The 15,938-nt window shown below is 66.1% G+C and carries 13 protein-coding genes; 3 read left to right on the top strand and 10 right to left on the bottom strand.

Annotated elements, in window-relative coordinates:
• Positions 1-90 precede the first annotated feature (90 nt).
• From FOC67_RS09475 to acnB, 6 genes are all read right to left on the bottom strand, one after another.
• On the bottom strand, positions 91-1,686 hold the full coding sequence (locus FOC67_RS09475; protein WP_229039901.1) for a bifunctional protein-serine/threonine kinase/phosphatase: 1,596 nt from the start codon (positions 1,684-1,686) through the stop codon (positions 91-93).
• 74 nt (positions 1,687-1,760) lie between these two features.
• Positions 1,761-2,972 carry an MFS transporter gene (locus FOC67_RS09480; RefSeq protein WP_009314630.1) on the bottom strand — a complete coding sequence of 404 codons (1,212 nt, stop codon included), beginning with the start codon at positions 2,970-2,972 and terminating at the stop codon, positions 1,761-1,763.
• A gap of 353 nt (positions 2,973-3,325) precedes the next feature.
• Entirely contained in the window at positions 3,326-4,021 is a 696-nt protein-coding gene (locus tag FOC67_RS09485) for a polysaccharide lyase family 7 protein (protein WP_003087865.1), read from the bottom strand.
• Between the two features lie 229 nt (positions 4,022-4,250).
• Positions 4,251-4,829: an ANTAR domain-containing response regulator gene (locus FOC67_RS09490; RefSeq protein WP_003087868.1), complete on the bottom strand. Its 579-nt coding sequence runs from the start codon at positions 4,827-4,829 to the stop codon at positions 4,251-4,253.
• A gap of 16 nt (positions 4,830-4,845) precedes the next feature.
• Positions 4,846-6,054, bottom strand: coding sequence for a CmpA/NrtA family ABC transporter substrate-binding protein (locus tag FOC67_RS09495; RefSeq protein ID WP_009314629.1), 1,209 nt, complete (start codon positions 6,052-6,054; stop codon positions 4,846-4,848).
• Positions 6,055-6,231: 177 nt separating this feature from the next.
• Positions 6,232-8,841, bottom strand: a complete 2,610-nt coding sequence (gene acnB / locus FOC67_RS09500; RefSeq protein WP_003087875.1) for a bifunctional aconitate hydratase 2/2-methylisocitrate dehydratase — start codon at positions 8,839-8,841, stop codon at positions 6,232-6,234.
• Positions 8,842-9,222: 381 nt separating this feature from the next.
• Here acnB and FOC67_RS09505 point away from each other — a divergent pair, with 381 nt between their 5' ends.
• Entirely contained in the window at positions 9,223-9,690 is a 468-nt protein-coding gene (locus FOC67_RS09505; protein ID WP_003098041.1) for a DUF1289 domain-containing protein, read from the top strand.
• 55 nt (positions 9,691-9,745) lie between these two features.
• Here FOC67_RS09505 and FOC67_RS09510 read toward each other — a convergent pair whose 3' ends face one another.
• Positions 9,746-10,609: a universal stress protein gene (locus tag FOC67_RS09510; protein ID WP_003087881.1), complete on the bottom strand. Its 864-nt coding sequence runs from the start codon at positions 10,607-10,609 to the stop codon at positions 9,746-9,748.
• Between the two features lie 170 nt (positions 10,610-10,779).
• Between FOC67_RS09510 and FOC67_RS09515 the strand changes: the two genes are divergently transcribed.
• On the top strand, positions 10,780-11,403 hold the full coding sequence (locus FOC67_RS09515; protein ID WP_004342965.1) for a tRNA isopentenyl-2-thiomethyl-A-37 hydroxylase MiaE: 624 nt from the start codon (positions 10,780-10,782) through the stop codon (positions 11,401-11,403).
• A gap of 48 nt (positions 11,404-11,451) precedes the next feature.
• On the opposite strand, the gene FOC67_RS09520 is transcribed toward FOC67_RS09515, so the two are convergent.
• From FOC67_RS09520 to FOC67_RS09530, 3 genes are all read right to left on the bottom strand, one after another.
• Positions 11,452-12,783 carry an SPFH domain-containing protein gene (locus FOC67_RS09520; protein WP_003087885.1) on the bottom strand — a complete coding sequence of 444 codons (1,332 nt, stop codon included), beginning with the start codon at positions 12,781-12,783 and terminating at the stop codon, positions 11,452-11,454.
• A gap of 133 nt (positions 12,784-12,916) precedes the next feature.
• Positions 12,917-13,639 (bottom strand): UDP-2,3-diacylglucosamine diphosphatase, encoded by a 723-nt coding sequence (gene lpxH / locus FOC67_RS09525; RefSeq protein WP_009314628.1) that lies wholly within the window; start codon positions 13,637-13,639, stop codon positions 12,917-12,919.
• Positions 13,640-13,643: 4 nt separating this feature from the next.
• Positions 13,644-14,141 carry a peptidylprolyl isomerase gene (locus FOC67_RS09530; RefSeq protein WP_003087890.1) on the bottom strand — a complete coding sequence of 166 codons (498 nt, stop codon included), beginning with the start codon at positions 14,139-14,141 and terminating at the stop codon, positions 13,644-13,646.
• A gap of 122 nt (positions 14,142-14,263) precedes the next feature.
• Here FOC67_RS09530 and FOC67_RS09535 point away from each other — a divergent pair, with 122 nt between their 5' ends.
• Positions 14,264-15,934 (top strand): glutamine--tRNA ligase/YqeY domain fusion protein, encoded by a 1,671-nt coding sequence (locus FOC67_RS09535; RefSeq protein WP_003117695.1) that lies wholly within the window; start codon positions 14,264-14,266, stop codon positions 15,932-15,934.
• The last annotated feature ends 4 nt before the right edge of the window (positions 15,935-15,938 follow it).

Below are 15,938 nucleotides of genomic sequence, written 5' to 3' on the forward strand. Positions count from 1 at the left end.
CCTATCTCCATGGCCTTGCAGGGATAACGCGGGGCCTCACCGCGGTCTTTCTGCTCCGTGCCGGGGCGTATCGCACCGGGCTGGTGCCACTCAGCCCTTCAGCCAGACCAGGAGTAGCGCCAGGTTGGCGGCCAGGGACAGCAGGGCGATGGCGCGCCAGGTCTGCAGCGGTTCGCGCTCCAGCAATGGGCGGGGCGCCGCGACCGGCAACGCTTCTCCCTGTTGCAGCGAGAGCAGCCATTCCTCGGCGGTCTCGAAGCGCTGTGCGGGGTCGCAGGCGACGGCGCGCAGCAGCAGGTCGTCGATCCAGGCCGGCAGGTCGGGGCGATAGCGGCTGGGCGGGGCGGGGCGACCGAAGCGCGGGTGCTGGAAGGCCTCGATCTCGCCATAGGGATAGCGCCCGGTCAGCGCCTGGTAGAGGCAGACGCCGGTGGCGTAGAGATCCTGGCGCACCGAGGGCGAGGTGCCGGAGAAGCACTCCGGCGCCAGGTAACTGGGCGTACCCGGTAGCAGATGGGGGTCTTCGCGCGACAATCCCGGACACCAGGCCAGGCCGAAATCCAGCAGGCGCAGCTCGCCGTCGCGGCCGAGGTGGAGATTTTCCGGCTTGAGGTCGCGGTGCAGCAGGTTGCGTCGATGCAACTGGCCAAGCCCGCGCAGCAGCTGGTTGGCCAGCCCCAGCCACTCCGGCAGCGACAGCGGGCCATGGTTGCGCAAGCGCTCGGCGAGAGTCTCTCCGGGGTGCTCGCGCATCAGGTAATACAGATGCTGGCGTTGCGCCAATCCGTGCAGCTCGGGGAAATGCCGGCCCTGGACGCGGCGCAGGAACCATTCCTCGAGCAGCAGAGCCTGGGTTGCCAGCGGATCGTCGGCACGTGCGGCGGGAAGGGTCTTCAGCAGCCAGGGTTGGCCCTGGCCATCCTCGACCCGGTAGAGCAGGGACTGGCGGGATTCGCCGAGCAACTGCCGGACCCGCCAGCCTTCGAAGAGCTGGTCGGGCTTCAGCGGTGGCGGCAGTGGCCAGTGGCCCAGTTGCGCGAGGGCGTCGCCGAGGCTGCCTGCGGGCACGGCTTCCACGCGCACCAGCAAGGCACTGGCGTTGTCCTGGCTGCCTGCCAGGTGGGCGGCGCGAACCAGAGCCTCGGCGCTGCGCTGCGGCTCTTCGGCGTTGCGCAGGATGCTGCGGATGCCGCTGTCGCCCAGCGTCGCCCAGACGCCGTCGCTGACCAGTAGCCACTGGCTGCCGGGCTCCAGATCGCCTTCCAGATAGTCGACCACCAGATGCTGGTCCAGTCCCAGGGCGCGGGTCAGCACGTGTTGCATGTGCGGCTGTTCCCAGACGTGGTCGCTGGTCTGCCGGAGCAACTCGCCGTCGCGCCACAGGTAGGCCCGGCAATCGCCGACATGGGCCAGGGTGTAGCGGGTGCCGCGCAGCACCAGGGCGGTGAGGGTGGTGAGCAGCGGCTGGCCGCCGCCGTTGGCCTGTAGCCAGCGGTTCTGCGCCAGCAGCAGGCGGTCCAGGGACTGCACGATGGCCCAGGTTTCCGGAGTCGCATAGTAATCCAGGGCCAGCGCTTGCAGGCTGCTGCGCGCCGCCAGGCCGCCATCGGCGCACTGGCTGACACCGTCGGCGATGGCCAGCAGGTGTCCCTTGCTGGCGGCCAGGGCCGGCGCCGGGGTGACCACCCGCAGCGCGTCCTGGTTTTCCGTGCGAGGCCCGCAGGCGCTGGCCTCGCCGATGCTCAGTCGCAGCCCCACGCTCAGACCCGCGCGGCGGTGACCGCGGCCGAGCCCCAGGTGGTGCGCCAGCGCCGCTTCACCCCGTGGAGGCCGAACCAGGCCAGCACGCCGAGACTGGCGAACAGCCACAGGCCGAGCTGGTAGTCGCCGGTGCTTTGCTTGATCGCGCCGAGGCCGGCAGTCAGGCAGAAGCCGCCGATGCCGCCGGCCATGCCGATCAGCCCGGTCATCACGCCGATTTCCTTGTGGAAGCGCTGCGGTACCAACTGGAACACCGCGCCATTGCCGGCACCGAGACTGAGCATGGCGACCACGAACAGGCCGAGGGCGGCCATCGCGCTGGGCAAGTGGAAACCGACCGCGGCGATGCAGATGGCGGCCAGGGTGTACACCATCAGCAGGCTGCGGATGCCGCCGATGCGATCGGCGAGGGCGCCGCCGAGCGGGCGCATCAGGCTGCCGGCGAAGACGCAGGCGGCGGTGTAGTAGCCGGCGGTCACCGGGTTCAGGCCGTACTGGTCGTGGAAATAGCCGGGCAGGGTGCTGGCCAGGCCGAGGAAGCCGCCGAAGGTGACACTGTAGAAGAACATGAACCACCAGCTGTCGCGGTCGCCGAGGGCTTTCAGGTAATCGCCCATGGCCTTGGGCGCCGGCCGCTGCGGGGCGTTGCGCGCGACCATGGCGAACACCAGGAGGGTCAGGAAGAGCGGCAGCAGGGCGAAGCCGAACACATTGTTCCAGCCGAACGCGGCGGCCAGGCCGGGGGCGAAGAGGGCGGCGAGCACGGTGCCGGAGTTGCCCGCGCCGGCGATGCCCATGGCCTTGCCCTGGTGTTGCGGCGGGTACCATTGCGATGCGAGCGGCAGGGCCACGGCGAAGGATGCCCCGGCGAAGCCGAGGAACAACCCCAGCAGCAGTGCCTGCGCATAGCTGTTCACGCCCAGCAGCCAGGCGGCCGCCAGGGCGGCGATGACGATGACCTGGGCGAGGATGCCGGCGCTCTTCGGCGACCAGCGATCGGCCAGCAGGCCGAGCAGGAAGCGCAGTACGGCGCCGGCGAGGATCGGCGTGGCGACCATCATCGCGCGCTGCTGGGTGCTCAGTTGCAGGTCGCCGGCAATCTGCACCCCCAGCGGGCCGAGCACGTACCAGACCATGAAGCTCAGGTCGAAATAGAGAAACGCCGCGAACAGGGTCGGCGCATGGCCGGACTTCCAGAAGCTGTTGTTCATCGAACACCTCGTATCCAGCGGAATCGGGGCGGAACGGCCGCCCGGCGGAAGTTGCATCGCTACAAGGTGAGCGTCCGACAGCGGACCACCCACCCGCCCCGACGCTGGGGCGAAACGACGAAGACGCCACGGGCCTCTGCCGGGAAGGAGAGGCCGCGCGACGTCTTTGTCGGGGATGGGTAACCGCCGTTGGCTACCGTCAGGCAGGACGTAGCAAGCTCTTTGCCAAGTTGTCGAAAGCGCGGCGTAGAGCGGTTGCAGGGACAACCATGGCGTCGGGCGTGCACGCCGCGGTGGCAGGCGTCGGGGGCTTGCACAGGGCTGGGGCGGCGCGTCCGTGCGCCGTCGGCGGTTCAGCGATGGGCGGTGTTCAGGTGGTAGATGGTCACGCGGCTGCCTTCGCCGCTGTCGCCGGCGTTGTCGTTCACGTAGGCGCCGGCCTTGAAATAGAGCAACTGATCGTTCCAGGCGCTGCCGAGGGTCTGGTAGTAGGCGTCCTCTTCGCCGTCCTGGCTGCGCGCGCGCACCGCCAACTCGCCGCTGGAGGTGACGCGCAGGCTGTAGTTGAAGCGCTCGCCCAGGCGTACCTGCTCGAGGATCGACACGTTGCGGCTATAGGAATCGTCCGGGTGGTTGCGTACCAGCGCCTCGACCCGGCCGAGGCCTTCCTCGGGCTTGTAGTAGTACTGCAGCTTCACCAGAGGTTCGCCGTCGTCGGTCTGTGGCGACTTGCTGTGGATCTGGCCGATGATCACCTTGTTCTTCGAGGGGACCTTCTCGACGCTCATGGTCACCCGCAGTTCGTTGTCGGCCTGCCAGTAGTACCAGTTGTCGAGGCTGCCGTCGGCCTGGGTTTCGCGCAGTTCGGTGCGAGGATAGGTGCTGTCCTCGGTGTGCGAGCCGTCGATGGGCACCCAGAAGACCAGGCCGCCATCGTTGCCTTGCTGGAAGTACCGGCTCTGGTAGCCGTTGTTGAGTTGCTGGGTGGTGATCACCTGCGGGGTGGGTTCGGTGGGAATGGTAAGGTTCCAGGTGCTGAGATCGATCATGCTGAGCATCTCCTGACCGCTGAGTCGGCGGTGCGGTTCGGGCGGACGCCTGCGGCTCCTAGCCCTGGGCGTCCACTGCGGGCCTCCCTGGTCATGCTAGTCGAGGGTGGCGAGAGGGTAGCTCCCAGAACGGATAGGGCCGTTCCGGGCGCACGAGCATAGCCGCGCCGCTCTGCGCCGGGGGCCAGCAGGGTGGCTGGCGATATGATCGCCAGCTGCCCAGCCGGATTCAGCCGCCGAGCATGTCGTGCATGGCGATGATCTGCTCGGCGACCTGGATCAGCTTCTGCTGGCGGCTCATGGCCTGGCGCCGCATCAGCGTGTAGGCCTCCTCCTCGCCGCAATGCTTCATCTTCATCAGCAGGCCCTTGGCCAGCTCGATGCGCTTGCGCTCGGCCAGCTGCGCCTCGCGCGCCTGCAGTTGAGCGCGCAGCGCCTGGTCGCTCTCGAAGCGCGCCATGGCCACGTCGAGGATCGGTTGCAGGCGGCTGGCCTGGATGCCTTCGACGATGTAGGCGCTGACCCCGGACTGGATGGCGCGGCGCATCACTCCCGGATCGTGCTCGTCGGTGAACATCACGATCGGGCGCGGCTGGTCGCGGCTGACCAGGCAGACCTGCTCCATCACGTCGCGGCCGGGAGACTCCGTGTCGATCAGGATCACGTCGGGACGCAGCGCTTCGACGCGAGCCGGCAGGTCGATGGTCAGCCCCGACTCGTCCACCACTTCGAAACCGCTTTCGAGCAGGGCGGCCCTGAGGCGTCCGACTTTCTTCGGCGTGTCGTCGATCAGCAGGATACGCAGCATGGCGGGCGCACCAGGGTCAGAGGTCGATGCCCTGGCCGGTTTCGGCCAGGGCGTGGATCGGGAAGCTGCGGGCGTAGCCGGCGGGGTCGCTGCCGTCCCAGGTGCGCCCGTCGATCAGCGTCGAGCGGCGCATGTCGGCGCCGTCCAGGCATAGGCCAAGGGCCGTCGCGGCATCGCGGTACAGCGCGGTCTGCTGGACCCTGCGGGCGATGCCCAGGTAGTCCGGGTCTTCGCGCAGCAGGCCCCAGCGGCGGAACTGGGTCATGAACCACATGCCATCCGAGAGCCAGGGCCGGTTGACTTCGCCGTCGGCGTAGAAACGCAGCGGATGCGGGTCCTGCCAGGCGTTGCCGAGGCCATCCTGGTAGCGGCCGAAGAAGCGCGGCTGGATCGCGCCGAGCGGAGCGTCGACATAGTCGCGGCCGCTGATCAGTTGCGCGGTGCCCAGGCGGTTCTCGGCGTTCTGTTCGATGAAGCGGCTGGCGTCGAGGACCGCCATGACCAGCGCGCGGGCGGTGTTCGGGTAGGCGTCGACGAAGGCGCGGGTAGTGCCGAGGACCTTTTCCGGGTGGTCCGGCCAGATCGCCTGGCTGGTGGCGATGGTGAAGCCCTGGCCCTGGTCCACGGCCAGGGCGCCCCAGGGACCGCCGGCGCAGAACCCGTCGATGCGCCCGGCCTGGAGATGGCCGACCATCTGCGCCGGTGGAACCACCACGCTGTGCACGTCGTGCAGCGGATGCAGACCGATGCTCGCCAGCCAGTAGTTCAGCCAGAGCGCGTGGGTACCGGTGGGAAAGGTCTGCGCCAGGGTCAGGCGTGCACCATTCTGGCGCCGATGCCGGAGCAGTGCCTCCGCACTGGTCACGCCAGCCTGCTTCAGCGGTTCGGAAAGATTGATCGCCTGGCCGTTCTGGCACAGTCCCATGAGCACCGCCATCTCGCTTGCCACGCTGCCGCCGAGGCCGAGCTGGACGCCGTAGACCAGCCCGTACAGGCACTGCGCGGCATCCAGCTCGCCGCTGAGCAGCTTGTCGCGCAAGGTGGCCCAGGACGGTTGGCGCCTGAGATTGAGCGTGAGGCCGTAGGGCTGGGCGAAGCCCTGGGTGGCGGCCACGATCAGCGAGGCCGAATCGGTCAGCGCCATGAAACCGATGTCCAGGGCGCTCTTTTCCGGTGCGTCGGAACCGCCGGCCCAGGCCTGGCTGCGTATCGCTCTGTCTGTCATCACCACCTCGAGTGCGGGAGGGCGGCGCGGGCCGTCCCGTTTTCCAGTGCGCCGGCGCCGTCGTCGGCGCGCTTTTCCATAGCTGCCACAGCAAGCGCTATGCCAGGCGGCGCGGGGGTTTTCGCCGGGCAAGAAAAAGCCCCGCACGGGGCGGGGCTTGTTCGACGCGTCGCTGGATCAGGCCTGAACGACCGGGATCTTGGCGTTCGCAGCCGCTTCGCGGAACTCGGCGATCTGGTCGAAGCTCAGGTAGCGGTAGACGTCGGCAGCCATGCTGTCGATGTCCTTCGCGTAGGCCATGTACTCCTCCACGGTCGGCAGTTTGCCGAGGATCGAGGAGACCGCCGCCAGCTCGGCCGATGCCAGGAACACATCGGTGGCATCGCCCAGACGGTTCGGGAAGTTACGGGTCGAAGTGGAGACCACGGTGGAACCGGTCTGGACGCGAGCCTGGTTGCCCATGCACAGCGAGCAGCCCGGCATTTCCATGCGCGCGCCAGCCTTGCCGTAGATGCCGTAGTAGCCTTCCTCGGTCAGCTGGTGGGCGTCCATCTTGGTCGGCGGAGCCAGCCACAGACGGGTCGGGATACCGCCCTTGACCTTGTCCAGCAGCTTGCCGGCGGCGCGGAAGTGACCGATGTTGGTCATGCAGGAGCCGATGAACACTTCATCGATCTTGCGGCCCTGTACGCTCGACAGCAGGCGCGCGTCGTCCGGATCGTTCGGCGCGCAGAGCACCGGCTCCTTGACGTCGGCCAGGTCGATCTCGATCACCGCGGCGTACTCGGCGTCCTTGTCGGCTTCCAGCAGCTCCGGCTTGGCCAGCCAGGCTTCCATCGCCTGGGCGCGACGCTCCAGGGTGCGCGGGTCGCCGTAGCCTTCGCCGATCATCCAGCGCAGCAGGGTGATGTTGGACTTCAGGTACTCGGCGATCGCCTGTTCCGGCAGCTTGATGGTGCAGCCGGCGGCGGAACGCTCGGCCGAGGCGTCGGACAGCTCGAAGGCCTGTTCCACGGTCAGGTCGTTGAGGCCTTCGATCTCGAGGATGCGGCCGGAGAAGATGTTCTTCTTGCCTTTCTTCTCGACGGTCAGCAGGCCCTGCTGGATCGCGTAGTAAGGGATCGCATGGACCAGGTCACGCAGGGTGATGCCCGGTTGCAGCTTGCCCTTGAAGCGCACCAGCACCGACTCCGGCATGTCCAGCGGCATCACGCCGGTGGCGGCGGCGAAGGCCACCAGGCCGGAGCCGGCCGGGAACGAGATGCCGATCGGGAAGCGGGTGTGCGAGTCGCCGCCGGTACCAACGGTATCGGGCAGCAGCATGCGGTTCAGCCAGCTGTGGATGATGCCGTCGCCCGGGCGCAGCGACACGCCGCCACGGGTCATGATGAAGTCGGGCAGGGTGTGGTGGGTCTTGACGTCGATCGGCTTCGGATAGGCCGCGGTGTGGCAGAAGGACTGCATCACCAGGTCGGCGGAGAAGCCGAGGCAGGCGAGGTCCTTCAGTTCGTCGCGGGTCATCGGGCCGGTGGTGTCCTGGGAACCGACGGTGGTCATCTTCGGTTCGCAGTAGGTGCCCGGTCGCACGCCCTGGCCTTCCGGCAGACCGCAGGCGCGGCCGACCATTTTCTGCGCCAGGGTGAAGCCCTTGCCGCTATCGGCCGGTGCTTCCGGCTTGCGGAACAGGTCGGAGGCGCCCAGGCCCAGCTCGGCGCGGGCCTTCTCGGTCAGGCCACGGCCGACGATCAGCGGGATACGGCCGCCGGCGCGGACTTCGTCGAGCAGGACCGGGGTCTTCAGCTCGAAGGTGGTGACCACTTCGCCGCTGTCGTGGCGAACGACCTTGCCTTCATAGGGGTATACGTCGATGACGTCGCCCATGGCCAGGTTGGTGCAGTCGAACTCGATCGGCAGGGCGCCGGCATCTTCCATGGTGTTGTAGAAGATCGGCGCGATCTTGGTGCCGAAGCAGAAGCCGCCGGCACGCTTGTTCGGCACGAACGGAATGTCGTCGCCGAAGAACCACAGCACCGAGTTGGTGGCGGATTTGCGCGAGGAACCGGTGCCGACCACGTCGCCGACGTAGGCGACCGGGAAGCCCTTGGCCTTGACCGCTTCGATCTGCTTCAGCGGACCGACCGAACCCGGCTGGACCGGCTCGATGCCGTCGCGGGCCATCTTCAGCATGGCCAGGGCGTGCAGCGGGATGTCCGGGCGCGACCAGGCGTCGGGGGCCGGGGAGAGGTCGTCGGTGTTGGTTTCGCCGGGGACCTTGAATACGGTGAGAGTCAGCTTTTCCGGGACTTCCGGCTTGGCCTTGAACCACTCGCCATCGGCCCAGGATTGCAGCACGGACTTGGCCGCGGCATTGCCCTTCTTGGCGCGCTCGGCGACGTCGTGGAAGGCGTCGAACATCAGCAGGGTGTGCTTCAGCTGTTCGGCGGCGGTGTTGGCCAGTTCGGCGTCGTCCAGCAGTTCGACCAGGGTGGCGATGTTGTAGCCGCCCTGCATGGTGCCCAGCAGCTCGGCGGCACGTTGCTTGTCGATAAGGGGGGAGGTGGCTTCGCCCTTGACGATGGCGGAAAGGAATCCGGCCTTGACGTAGGCGGCTTCGTCGACGCCCGGCGGTACGCGGTTGGTGATCAGGTCAAGGAGGAATTCTTCTTCGCCGGCCGGCGGGTTCTTCAGCAGCTCGACCAGGCCTGCGGTCTGTTCGGCGTTCAGCGGTTGGGGCACGACACCCTGGGCGGCACGCTCTTCTACGTGTTTGCGGTAGGCTTCAAGCACAGTATTTCCCTCATCAGTGGTCCCGGGGGACACGTATCCAGGAACCGACGCAGATCCGCTCGTCAGGCCCAGGTGGACGGTAATCCACCAACCTACGAGGGCATCGGCAGGTTCCAGACAGAAGCTGTTTTCAAAGTTTTACGCCGGCGGGCTGGGGTGGGGCTGGCGAGACGCTTGAGGGAGGCGCCGTCGCCAGCGTACCTGCCGGAAACTGTGCTCGTGACGCTTTGAAAACAGCTTCTAACGGACATTGGCGCCTAAAAAGGCGGGCCAATGTTACTGGAAACTCGACGCAAAGTTAAGTCGGAAACCCTAGGAACCACGGGGTGAACTTGATTAGACAAAGGGCTAAGATGCCGCTTTGTTTTCGTTGTCCCGGCCATGTCTTCGCAAAGAATCAAAACCCCCTGCGTAGGGCTTTGCTCCACGGTATACGGCGACCTGGTATGCCGTGGCTGCAAGCGTTTCCACCATGAGGTGGTCAACTGGAACCTCTACGACGCCGAGGAAAAGCGGGCTGTCTGGAGTCGCCTTGAGCAGTTGCTGGCCCAGGTGATGGCCGCCAAGCTGGAAGTCTTCGACGCCGCGCGCCTGCGCCTGCAACTGGAGCAGCGGCAGATCCGCTTCGTCCCCGAGCAGTCTCCCTATTGCTGGGCCTACCAGTTGATCGCCCGCGGTTCCCGGCTGATCAACCAGATCGAAGCCTACGGCGTGGCACTGCTGCCGGAATTCCGCGACTGGAGCCTGCCGGACCTGCGCGATGCCATCGACCGGGAATTCTTCCTGCTGTCGGAAGCGCATTACCAGCGCTACATCGCGCCCTCGTTCCTGCAGGCGATCGACAGATAGGCGGTGTCTCCAGCGAAAAAGCCGCCCTTGGGCGGCTTTTTCGTCCGACCAGCGGTCACTCCTTGCTGGCCAGTTCCTCCAGGTGGGCGATGATGTCGTCCGGCTTCAACACCAGCACGTCGCTTTCCAGGGTATCCAGCACCACTTCCGCGGTATTGCCGATCAGCGCGCCGGACAACCCGGTGCGCGCCACGGTGCCGATCACGGTGACCACCGCGTCGAGCTTCTGCGCGGTGCGCGGGATCAGCACGTCGGCCGGACCTTCCTCGATGTGCAATTGTTCGTCGCTGAAACCGTACTCGGCCTGGAAGGTGCGGCAGGCCTCGCGATAGCGGGCCTCGATGGTTTCGCTGAGCTGGAAGGTCGGGTCGGCGGAGGAGAGCATCGGCGAGGGGTGGGCGCTGATCACGTGCAGCGTGGCCTTGGCCAGGCCGGCGATGTCGTAGGCATGGCTGATGATCCCGGCGTGCAGGGAGCGGTGCTCGCCGTCGTTGTTGCCGACGTCGACCGCGGCGAGGATCTTTCCGCCCGTCCAGGGCCGGGCGGTCTTGGTCATCAGTACCGGGCAGGGCGCGAAGCGCAGCAGTTTCCAGTCGTCCGGGGTGAGGATGGCCTTTTTCAGCGGGTTGTCGGGAAAGTGCTGCTTGATGATCAGCCCGCAGCCTTCGGCCTGTTGCTCGGCGATGATGGTCTGGTGCAGGGAGTCCTTCCAGGCCTGGTTGGTCGAGACGCTGTAGCCTTCCTCGCGCAGTTCCTGGGCCAGGTCGTTGAGGGCGGCGCTGTGGTCGCGGCGCTTCTCGCAGACCAGCAGGTGCAGGTGCGACTGGGTCACGCCGGCGATCAGTTGTGCCCGTTTCAGGGCGAGACCTTCCAGCTGGTCCGGTTCAATCACCACGAGGATGCTGCGAATGGCTTGCATGATCGTCTCCCTGAGTGCTTGTGGTTATCGCTGAAACAACTCTAGACGCAATCCAGCCGCTGCTCTTGATGCATATCAAACGGGTCGGCCTGCCCGACCACCGCAGCTTCCGTATAATGCTCCGCCTTTCCTGCCCCGACCAGCGTCGTGGCAGACCCTTTCCAGAATGAGTGACCTGCACCATGTTGCCCGAGATCGACCAATTCCTCGCCTGTTCCACTCCCGCCGCCTGGGTCGAGGCGGCCCTGGAGCGCCAGGACGTCATGCTGCTGGACCACAAGGCCTGCGAGATGAAGGCCGCGGCGACGGCGATGCAACTGATCGGCAAGTACTCCGGCCGCCTGGACCTGGTGAACAAGATGAGCCGCCTGGCGCGCGAGGAGCTGCGCCACTTCGAGCAGGTGCTGGCGATCCTGAAGAAACGCGGCATCCCGGTGGTCAATGTCAGCGCCTCCCGCTACGCCTCGGCGCTGCGCGACCTGGTGCGCAAGCAGGAGCCGCAGCGGCTGACCGATACGCTGGTGGTCGGCGCCTTCATCGAGGCGCGTTCCTGCGAGCGCTTCGCCGCCCTGGTGCCGCACCTGGACGCGGAGCTGGCGAAATTCTACGGCGGTTTGCTGAAGTCCGAGTCGCGGCATTTCCAGGACTACCTGAAGCTGGCCTACCAGTACGGCGACGAGGCCGACGTGGAGCGGACGATCGAGGTGGTGCGGGCCAAGGAGGCCGAGCTGATCAGCAGTCCGGACAACGAATTCCGCTTCCACAGCGGCCTCCCGGTGGACCTGGTGGCCTGAGCCGGAAACCAGAAAGCGCCCCGCGGGGCGCTTTTTTTGCTGCCTGGATCAGTCCTTGACCTTGAGGTCGAGAGCCAGGTCGCGGGCGGCCTTGGTCGCCAAAACGCCCATCAGCTGGCCGATCTCGTCCTGGCGGCTCGCCGCGCCGTTGGCGCCGGCGCCCATCATTACGCTGGGGACGGGGGCCTGGGCGGCGGCTTCGGCCCAGACCTTGTTGATCGCGATCAGCGCGTCGAGCTTCGGCTGCAACGCGCCGTCCGCCTTGATCACCGCTTCGCGGGCGTAGGCCTCGGCGTCGGCGGTGATCTTGGTGGCCTGGGCGGTCACCGTGGCCTTGTCGCGCAGCAGTTCGGCGGTCTGCTTCTCGATCTCGGCGCGCTGCTTCTCGCGCTCGGCGTTGATCACCGCCAATTGCTTGTCGGTTTCCGCCTGGGTGGTGCGTTCGATCTGGTCGCGCAGGGTTTCCTGGCGCTTGGCCTCGACTTCCTTCTCGCCGCGGGCGGTGACCAGCAGCTTTTCCTCTTCTTCCTTCAGACGGTTCTGCCGCGCCACCGCCAGCTCGGCGAGGGCCTGCTGGACCTTGACCATGCGCTGCTTGTACTGCGGGTTGGGATCGACGTTGGTGATCCGCGCTTCCACCACCTCGACGCCGAACTTGCGGAACTGCTGTTGCTTGCGTACCGGGATGCCCTTGGCATCGGTGACCTTCTCGGTGACGAACTGGCTGGCGTTGTTGTCGCCGAACGCTCCCTGCTCGGTGCCGGCCTGGAGGATCGCGGTCTGGTGCGGAATGGCGCCGCGCGGCCCGCGGACTTCCTTGCGCTTGATCAGGTACAGGCCGTCGTTGAGCTGGTTCTCGAACTCGGCGGCGAATTCGCTGCGGGCTCCGGCGTAGTAGTCGTCTGCGCTCATCAGCGAAGCGGTGGCCTGGAGGGTTTCCTTGATCGCCGGCACCAGTGCGGTGCGGATGAAGTTGTCCGGGTTGCGGTATTCCTGGGCCATCTTCAGGAACGGCTCGCCGCCGGGCAGGCGAAAGCGCGCGGAAGATTCGACCTTGGCATCGACGTTGCCGAGGAACACGATCGGGAAAGCCTCGATGGTGGCGCCGAGGCCGTCGTTGTCCGGATTGGTGTCGTTATCGTCCATGACCAGCACGGACTGCACACTGATGGCCTTCTTCCAGGTGGTGGCGCGACCGAACCACTTGGTCGCGTAGCCGACGTCATCGACGATCTTCTCGTCGCCGAAGATGGTCCTTACGTGGGTCATGAAGCCGGCTTCGTTATAGAAGAACACGCCGTTGAACAGGCCGAAGCCGAGGGCGAGCACGCCGAGGGGGGCGGCGACGAACTTGATCAGGTTTCCCTTCGAGATGATCACGATCATTCCTTGATGCGGGGTGGGGGAGCGCGATCCTGCTGAAAGGTGGCCCGCAACGTCAAGATGGACGGCGGAAAAAATGCGAATCGCATAATGTTTCGCTGAAAGGCCCGCATGGCGGGCCTGGGGTGGGTCAGAGCGGGAAGGGCGCCTGGCGATGGCCGTTGGCGTCGACCTCCAGGGCCCAGCCCTGGCGGTCCCAGTCGCCGAGCACGATGCGCCGGGCGGGCTGGCCGTCGATGTCCAGCGGGTGTTCGGCCGGCCGATGAGTGTGGCCGTGGATCAGGGTACGCACGCCATGCCTGCGCATGACCCGGGGCACCTCTTCGGGTGTGACATCGATGATGTCGACGGCTTTCATGCGGGTCTGCGCGCGGCTTTCCTTGCGCAGCTTGCGTGCCAGCTTGTGCCGGGTGGCCAGCGGCAGGTGGCGCAGTACCCAGAGCGTGAGCGGGTTGCGCAGCCAGCGGCGCAGGCGCATGTAGGCCTCGTCGCGGGTGCACAGGCTGTCCCCGTGCATCAGCAATACCGGCTCGCCGTACAGGTCGATCACGCTCGGGTCGGGCAGCAGCGTGCATCCGGCCTCGCGGCAGAACGCCTTGCCGATGAGGAAGTCGCGATTGCCGTGCATCAGGTAGATGCGCGTACCGCCGTCGGCCACCTGGCGCAGGGACTGGGCGATGGAACGCTGGAAGGCGTCCATGCCGTCGTCGCCGATCCAGGCTTCGAAGAAGTCGCCGAGGATGTACAGGGCCTCGGCCCGGCGGGCGCGCTCATCGAGGAAAGACAGAAACGCCCGGGTGATGTCCGGGCGTTCCGCTTCGAGATGCAGGTCCGAGATGAACAGGACGCTCATCGCTTCATTCTTCGACGATTTCGGCCTTCTCGATGATCACGTCCTCGGCCGGCACGTCCTGGTGGCCGCTGCGCATGGTGGTGGCCACGCCCTTGATCTTGTTGACCACGTCCATGCCCTCGACCACTTCGCCGAATACGGCATAGCCCCAGCCCTGGGTGGTGGGGGCGGTGTGGTTGAGGAAATCGTTGTCGGCGACGTTGATGAAGAACTGCGCGCTGGCCGAATGCGGGTCCATGGTACGAGCCATGGCGATGCTGCCGACCTTGTTGGTCAGGCCGTTGTTGGCTTCGTTCTTGATCGGTGCGCGAGTGGGCTTCTGCTTCATGCCCGGCTCGAAACCGCCGCCCTGGATCATGAAGTTGTTGATCACGCGGTGGAAAACGGTGTTGTCGTAGTGGCCGCTTTTCACGTACTCCTTGAAGTTCGCCGCGGTTTCCGGGGCTTTCTCTTCATCGAGCTTCAGGGTGATGACGCCATGGTTGGTATGCAGCTTGATCATGTGGGTAATCCGCTTTGTCGTGAAAATCGAAGGCCTGTCAGGGGGTTGACAGCTTCGGCTATGATAAGCGCTTTGATTTGCCCGGCCTACCCTGGTCGGGCGAGAGCATGACCAAGGATCCCATGAGCAAGCCAGAGACCACCGCCGCCCCGAACTTCCTGCGCCAGATCGTTCAAGCCGACCTGGATGCCGGCAAGCACGCGAAGATCGTCACCCGTTTCCCCCCGGAGCCCAACGGTTACCTGCACATCGGCCACGCCAAGTCGATCTGCCTGAACTTCGGCCTGGCCCAGGAATTCGCTGGCGATTGCCATCTGCGCTTCGATGACACCAACCCGGCCAAGGAAGACCAGGAGTACATCGATGCCATCGAGGCCGACATCAAGTGGCTGGGCTTCCAGTGGTCCGGCGAGGTCTGCTATGCCTCCAACTATTTCGACCAGCTGCATGCCTGGGCCGTCGAGCTGATCAAGGCCGGCAAGGCGTTCGTCTGCGACCTCGGTCCCGAGGAAATGCGCGAATACCGCGGCACCCTCACCGAGCCGGGCCGCAACAGCCCTTACCGTGACCGTTCGGTGGAGGAGAACCTCGACCTGTTCGCCCGCATGAAGGCCGGTGAGTTCCCCGACGGCGCCCGTTCGCTGCGGGCGAAGATCGACATGGGTTCGCCGAACATGAACCTGCGCGACCCGATCCTGTACCGCATCCGCCATGCGCATCACCACCAGACCGGCGACAAGTGGTGCATCTACCCGAGCTACGACTTCACCCACGGTCAGTCGGACGCCATCGAGGGCATCACCCATTCGATCTGCACCTTGGAATTCGAAGACCATCGTCCGCTCTACGAGTGGTTCCTGGCCAACCTGCCGGTGCCTGCGCAACCGCGCCAGTACGAATTCTCCCGGCTCAACCTGAACTACACCGTGACCAGCAAGCGCAAGCTCAAGCAACTGGTCGACGAAGGCCATGTCAGCGGCTGGGACGATCCGCGGATGTCGACCCTGTCCGGCTATCGCCGCCGCGGCTATACCCCGGAGTCGATCCGCAACTTCTGCGAGATGATCGGGGTGAACCGCGCCAGCGGCGTGGTCGACATCGGCATGCTCGAGTTCAGCATCCGCGACCACCTGGACGCCACCGCGCCGCGTGCCATGTGCGTGCTGAAACCGCTCAAGGTGGTGATCACCAACTACCCCGAAGGGCAGGTGGAGAACCTCGAGTTGCCGCGTCATCCGAAGGAAGACATGGGAGTGCGCGTACTGCCGTTCGGTCGCGAGCTGTTCATCGATGCCGGTGACTTCGAGGAAGTCCCGCCGGCCGGCTACAAGCGCCTGATCCCCGGTGGCGAGGTGCGTCTGCGCGGCAGCTACGTGATCCGTGCCGACGAAGCGATCAAGGATGCTGACGGCAATATCGTCGAACTGCGCTGCAGCTACGATCCGGACACCCTGGGCAAGAACCCGGAAGGCCGTAAGGTCAAGGGTGTGATCCACTGGGTGCCGGCCGAGGGCAGCGTCGAGTGCGAAGTGCGCCTGTACGATCGGCTGTTCCGCTCGGCCAATCCGGAGAAGGCGGAAGAGGGCGGCAGCTTCCTCGACAACATCAACGCCGACTCCCTGCAGGTACTGACCGGCTGTCGCGCCGAGCCGTCGCTGGGCCAGGCGAACCCGGAGGATCGCTTCCAGTTCGAGCGCGAAGGCTATTTCGTCGCCGACCTGAAGGACTCCAGGCCGGGCAAGCCGGTGTTCAACCGTACCGTCACCCTGCGTGACTCCTGGGGACAGGGCTGAGGAA

The organism is Pseudomonas sp. FDAARGOS_761, assembly GCF_013343155.1.
Taxonomy (GTDB): domain Bacteria; phylum Pseudomonadota; class Gammaproteobacteria; order Pseudomonadales; family Pseudomonadaceae; genus Pseudomonas; species Pseudomonas aeruginosa.

What these genes read in the sequence shown, in the direction of transcription:
- lpxH (WP_009314628.1), bottom strand. Translation starts at nt 13,639, where the DNA reads ATGAGCGTCCTGTTCATCTCGGACCTGCATCTCGAAGCGGAACGCCCG.
- FOC67_RS09510 (WP_003087881.1), bottom strand. Translation starts at nt 10,609, where the DNA reads ATGCAAGCCATTCGCAGCATCCTCGTGGTGATTGAACCGGACCAGCTG.
- FOC67_RS09485 (WP_003087865.1), bottom strand. Translation starts at nt 4,021, where the DNA reads ATGATCGATCTCAGCACCTGGAACCTTACCATTCCCACCGAACCCACC.
- FOC67_RS09495 (WP_009314629.1), bottom strand. Translation starts at nt 6,054, where the DNA reads ATGACAGACAGAGCGATACGCAGCCAGGCCTGGGCCGGCGGTTCCGAC.
- FOC67_RS09530 (WP_003087890.1), bottom strand. Translation starts at nt 14,141, where the DNA reads ATGATCAAGCTGCATACCAACCATGGCGTCATCACCCTGAAGCTCGAT.
- FOC67_RS09480 (WP_009314630.1), bottom strand. Translation starts at nt 2,972, where the DNA reads ATGAACAACAGCTTCTGGAAGTCCGGCCATGCGCCGACCCTGTTCGCG.
- FOC67_RS09490 (WP_003087868.1), bottom strand. Translation starts at nt 4,829, where the DNA reads ATGCTGCGTATCCTGCTGATCGACGACACGCCGAAGAAAGTCGGACGC.
- FOC67_RS09505 (WP_003098041.1), top strand. Translation starts at nt 9,223, where the DNA reads ATGTCTTCGCAAAGAATCAAAACCCCCTGCGTAGGGCTTTGCTCCACG.
- FOC67_RS09535 (WP_003117695.1), top strand. Translation starts at nt 14,264, where the DNA reads ATGAGCAAGCCAGAGACCACCGCCGCCCCGAACTTCCTGCGCCAGATC.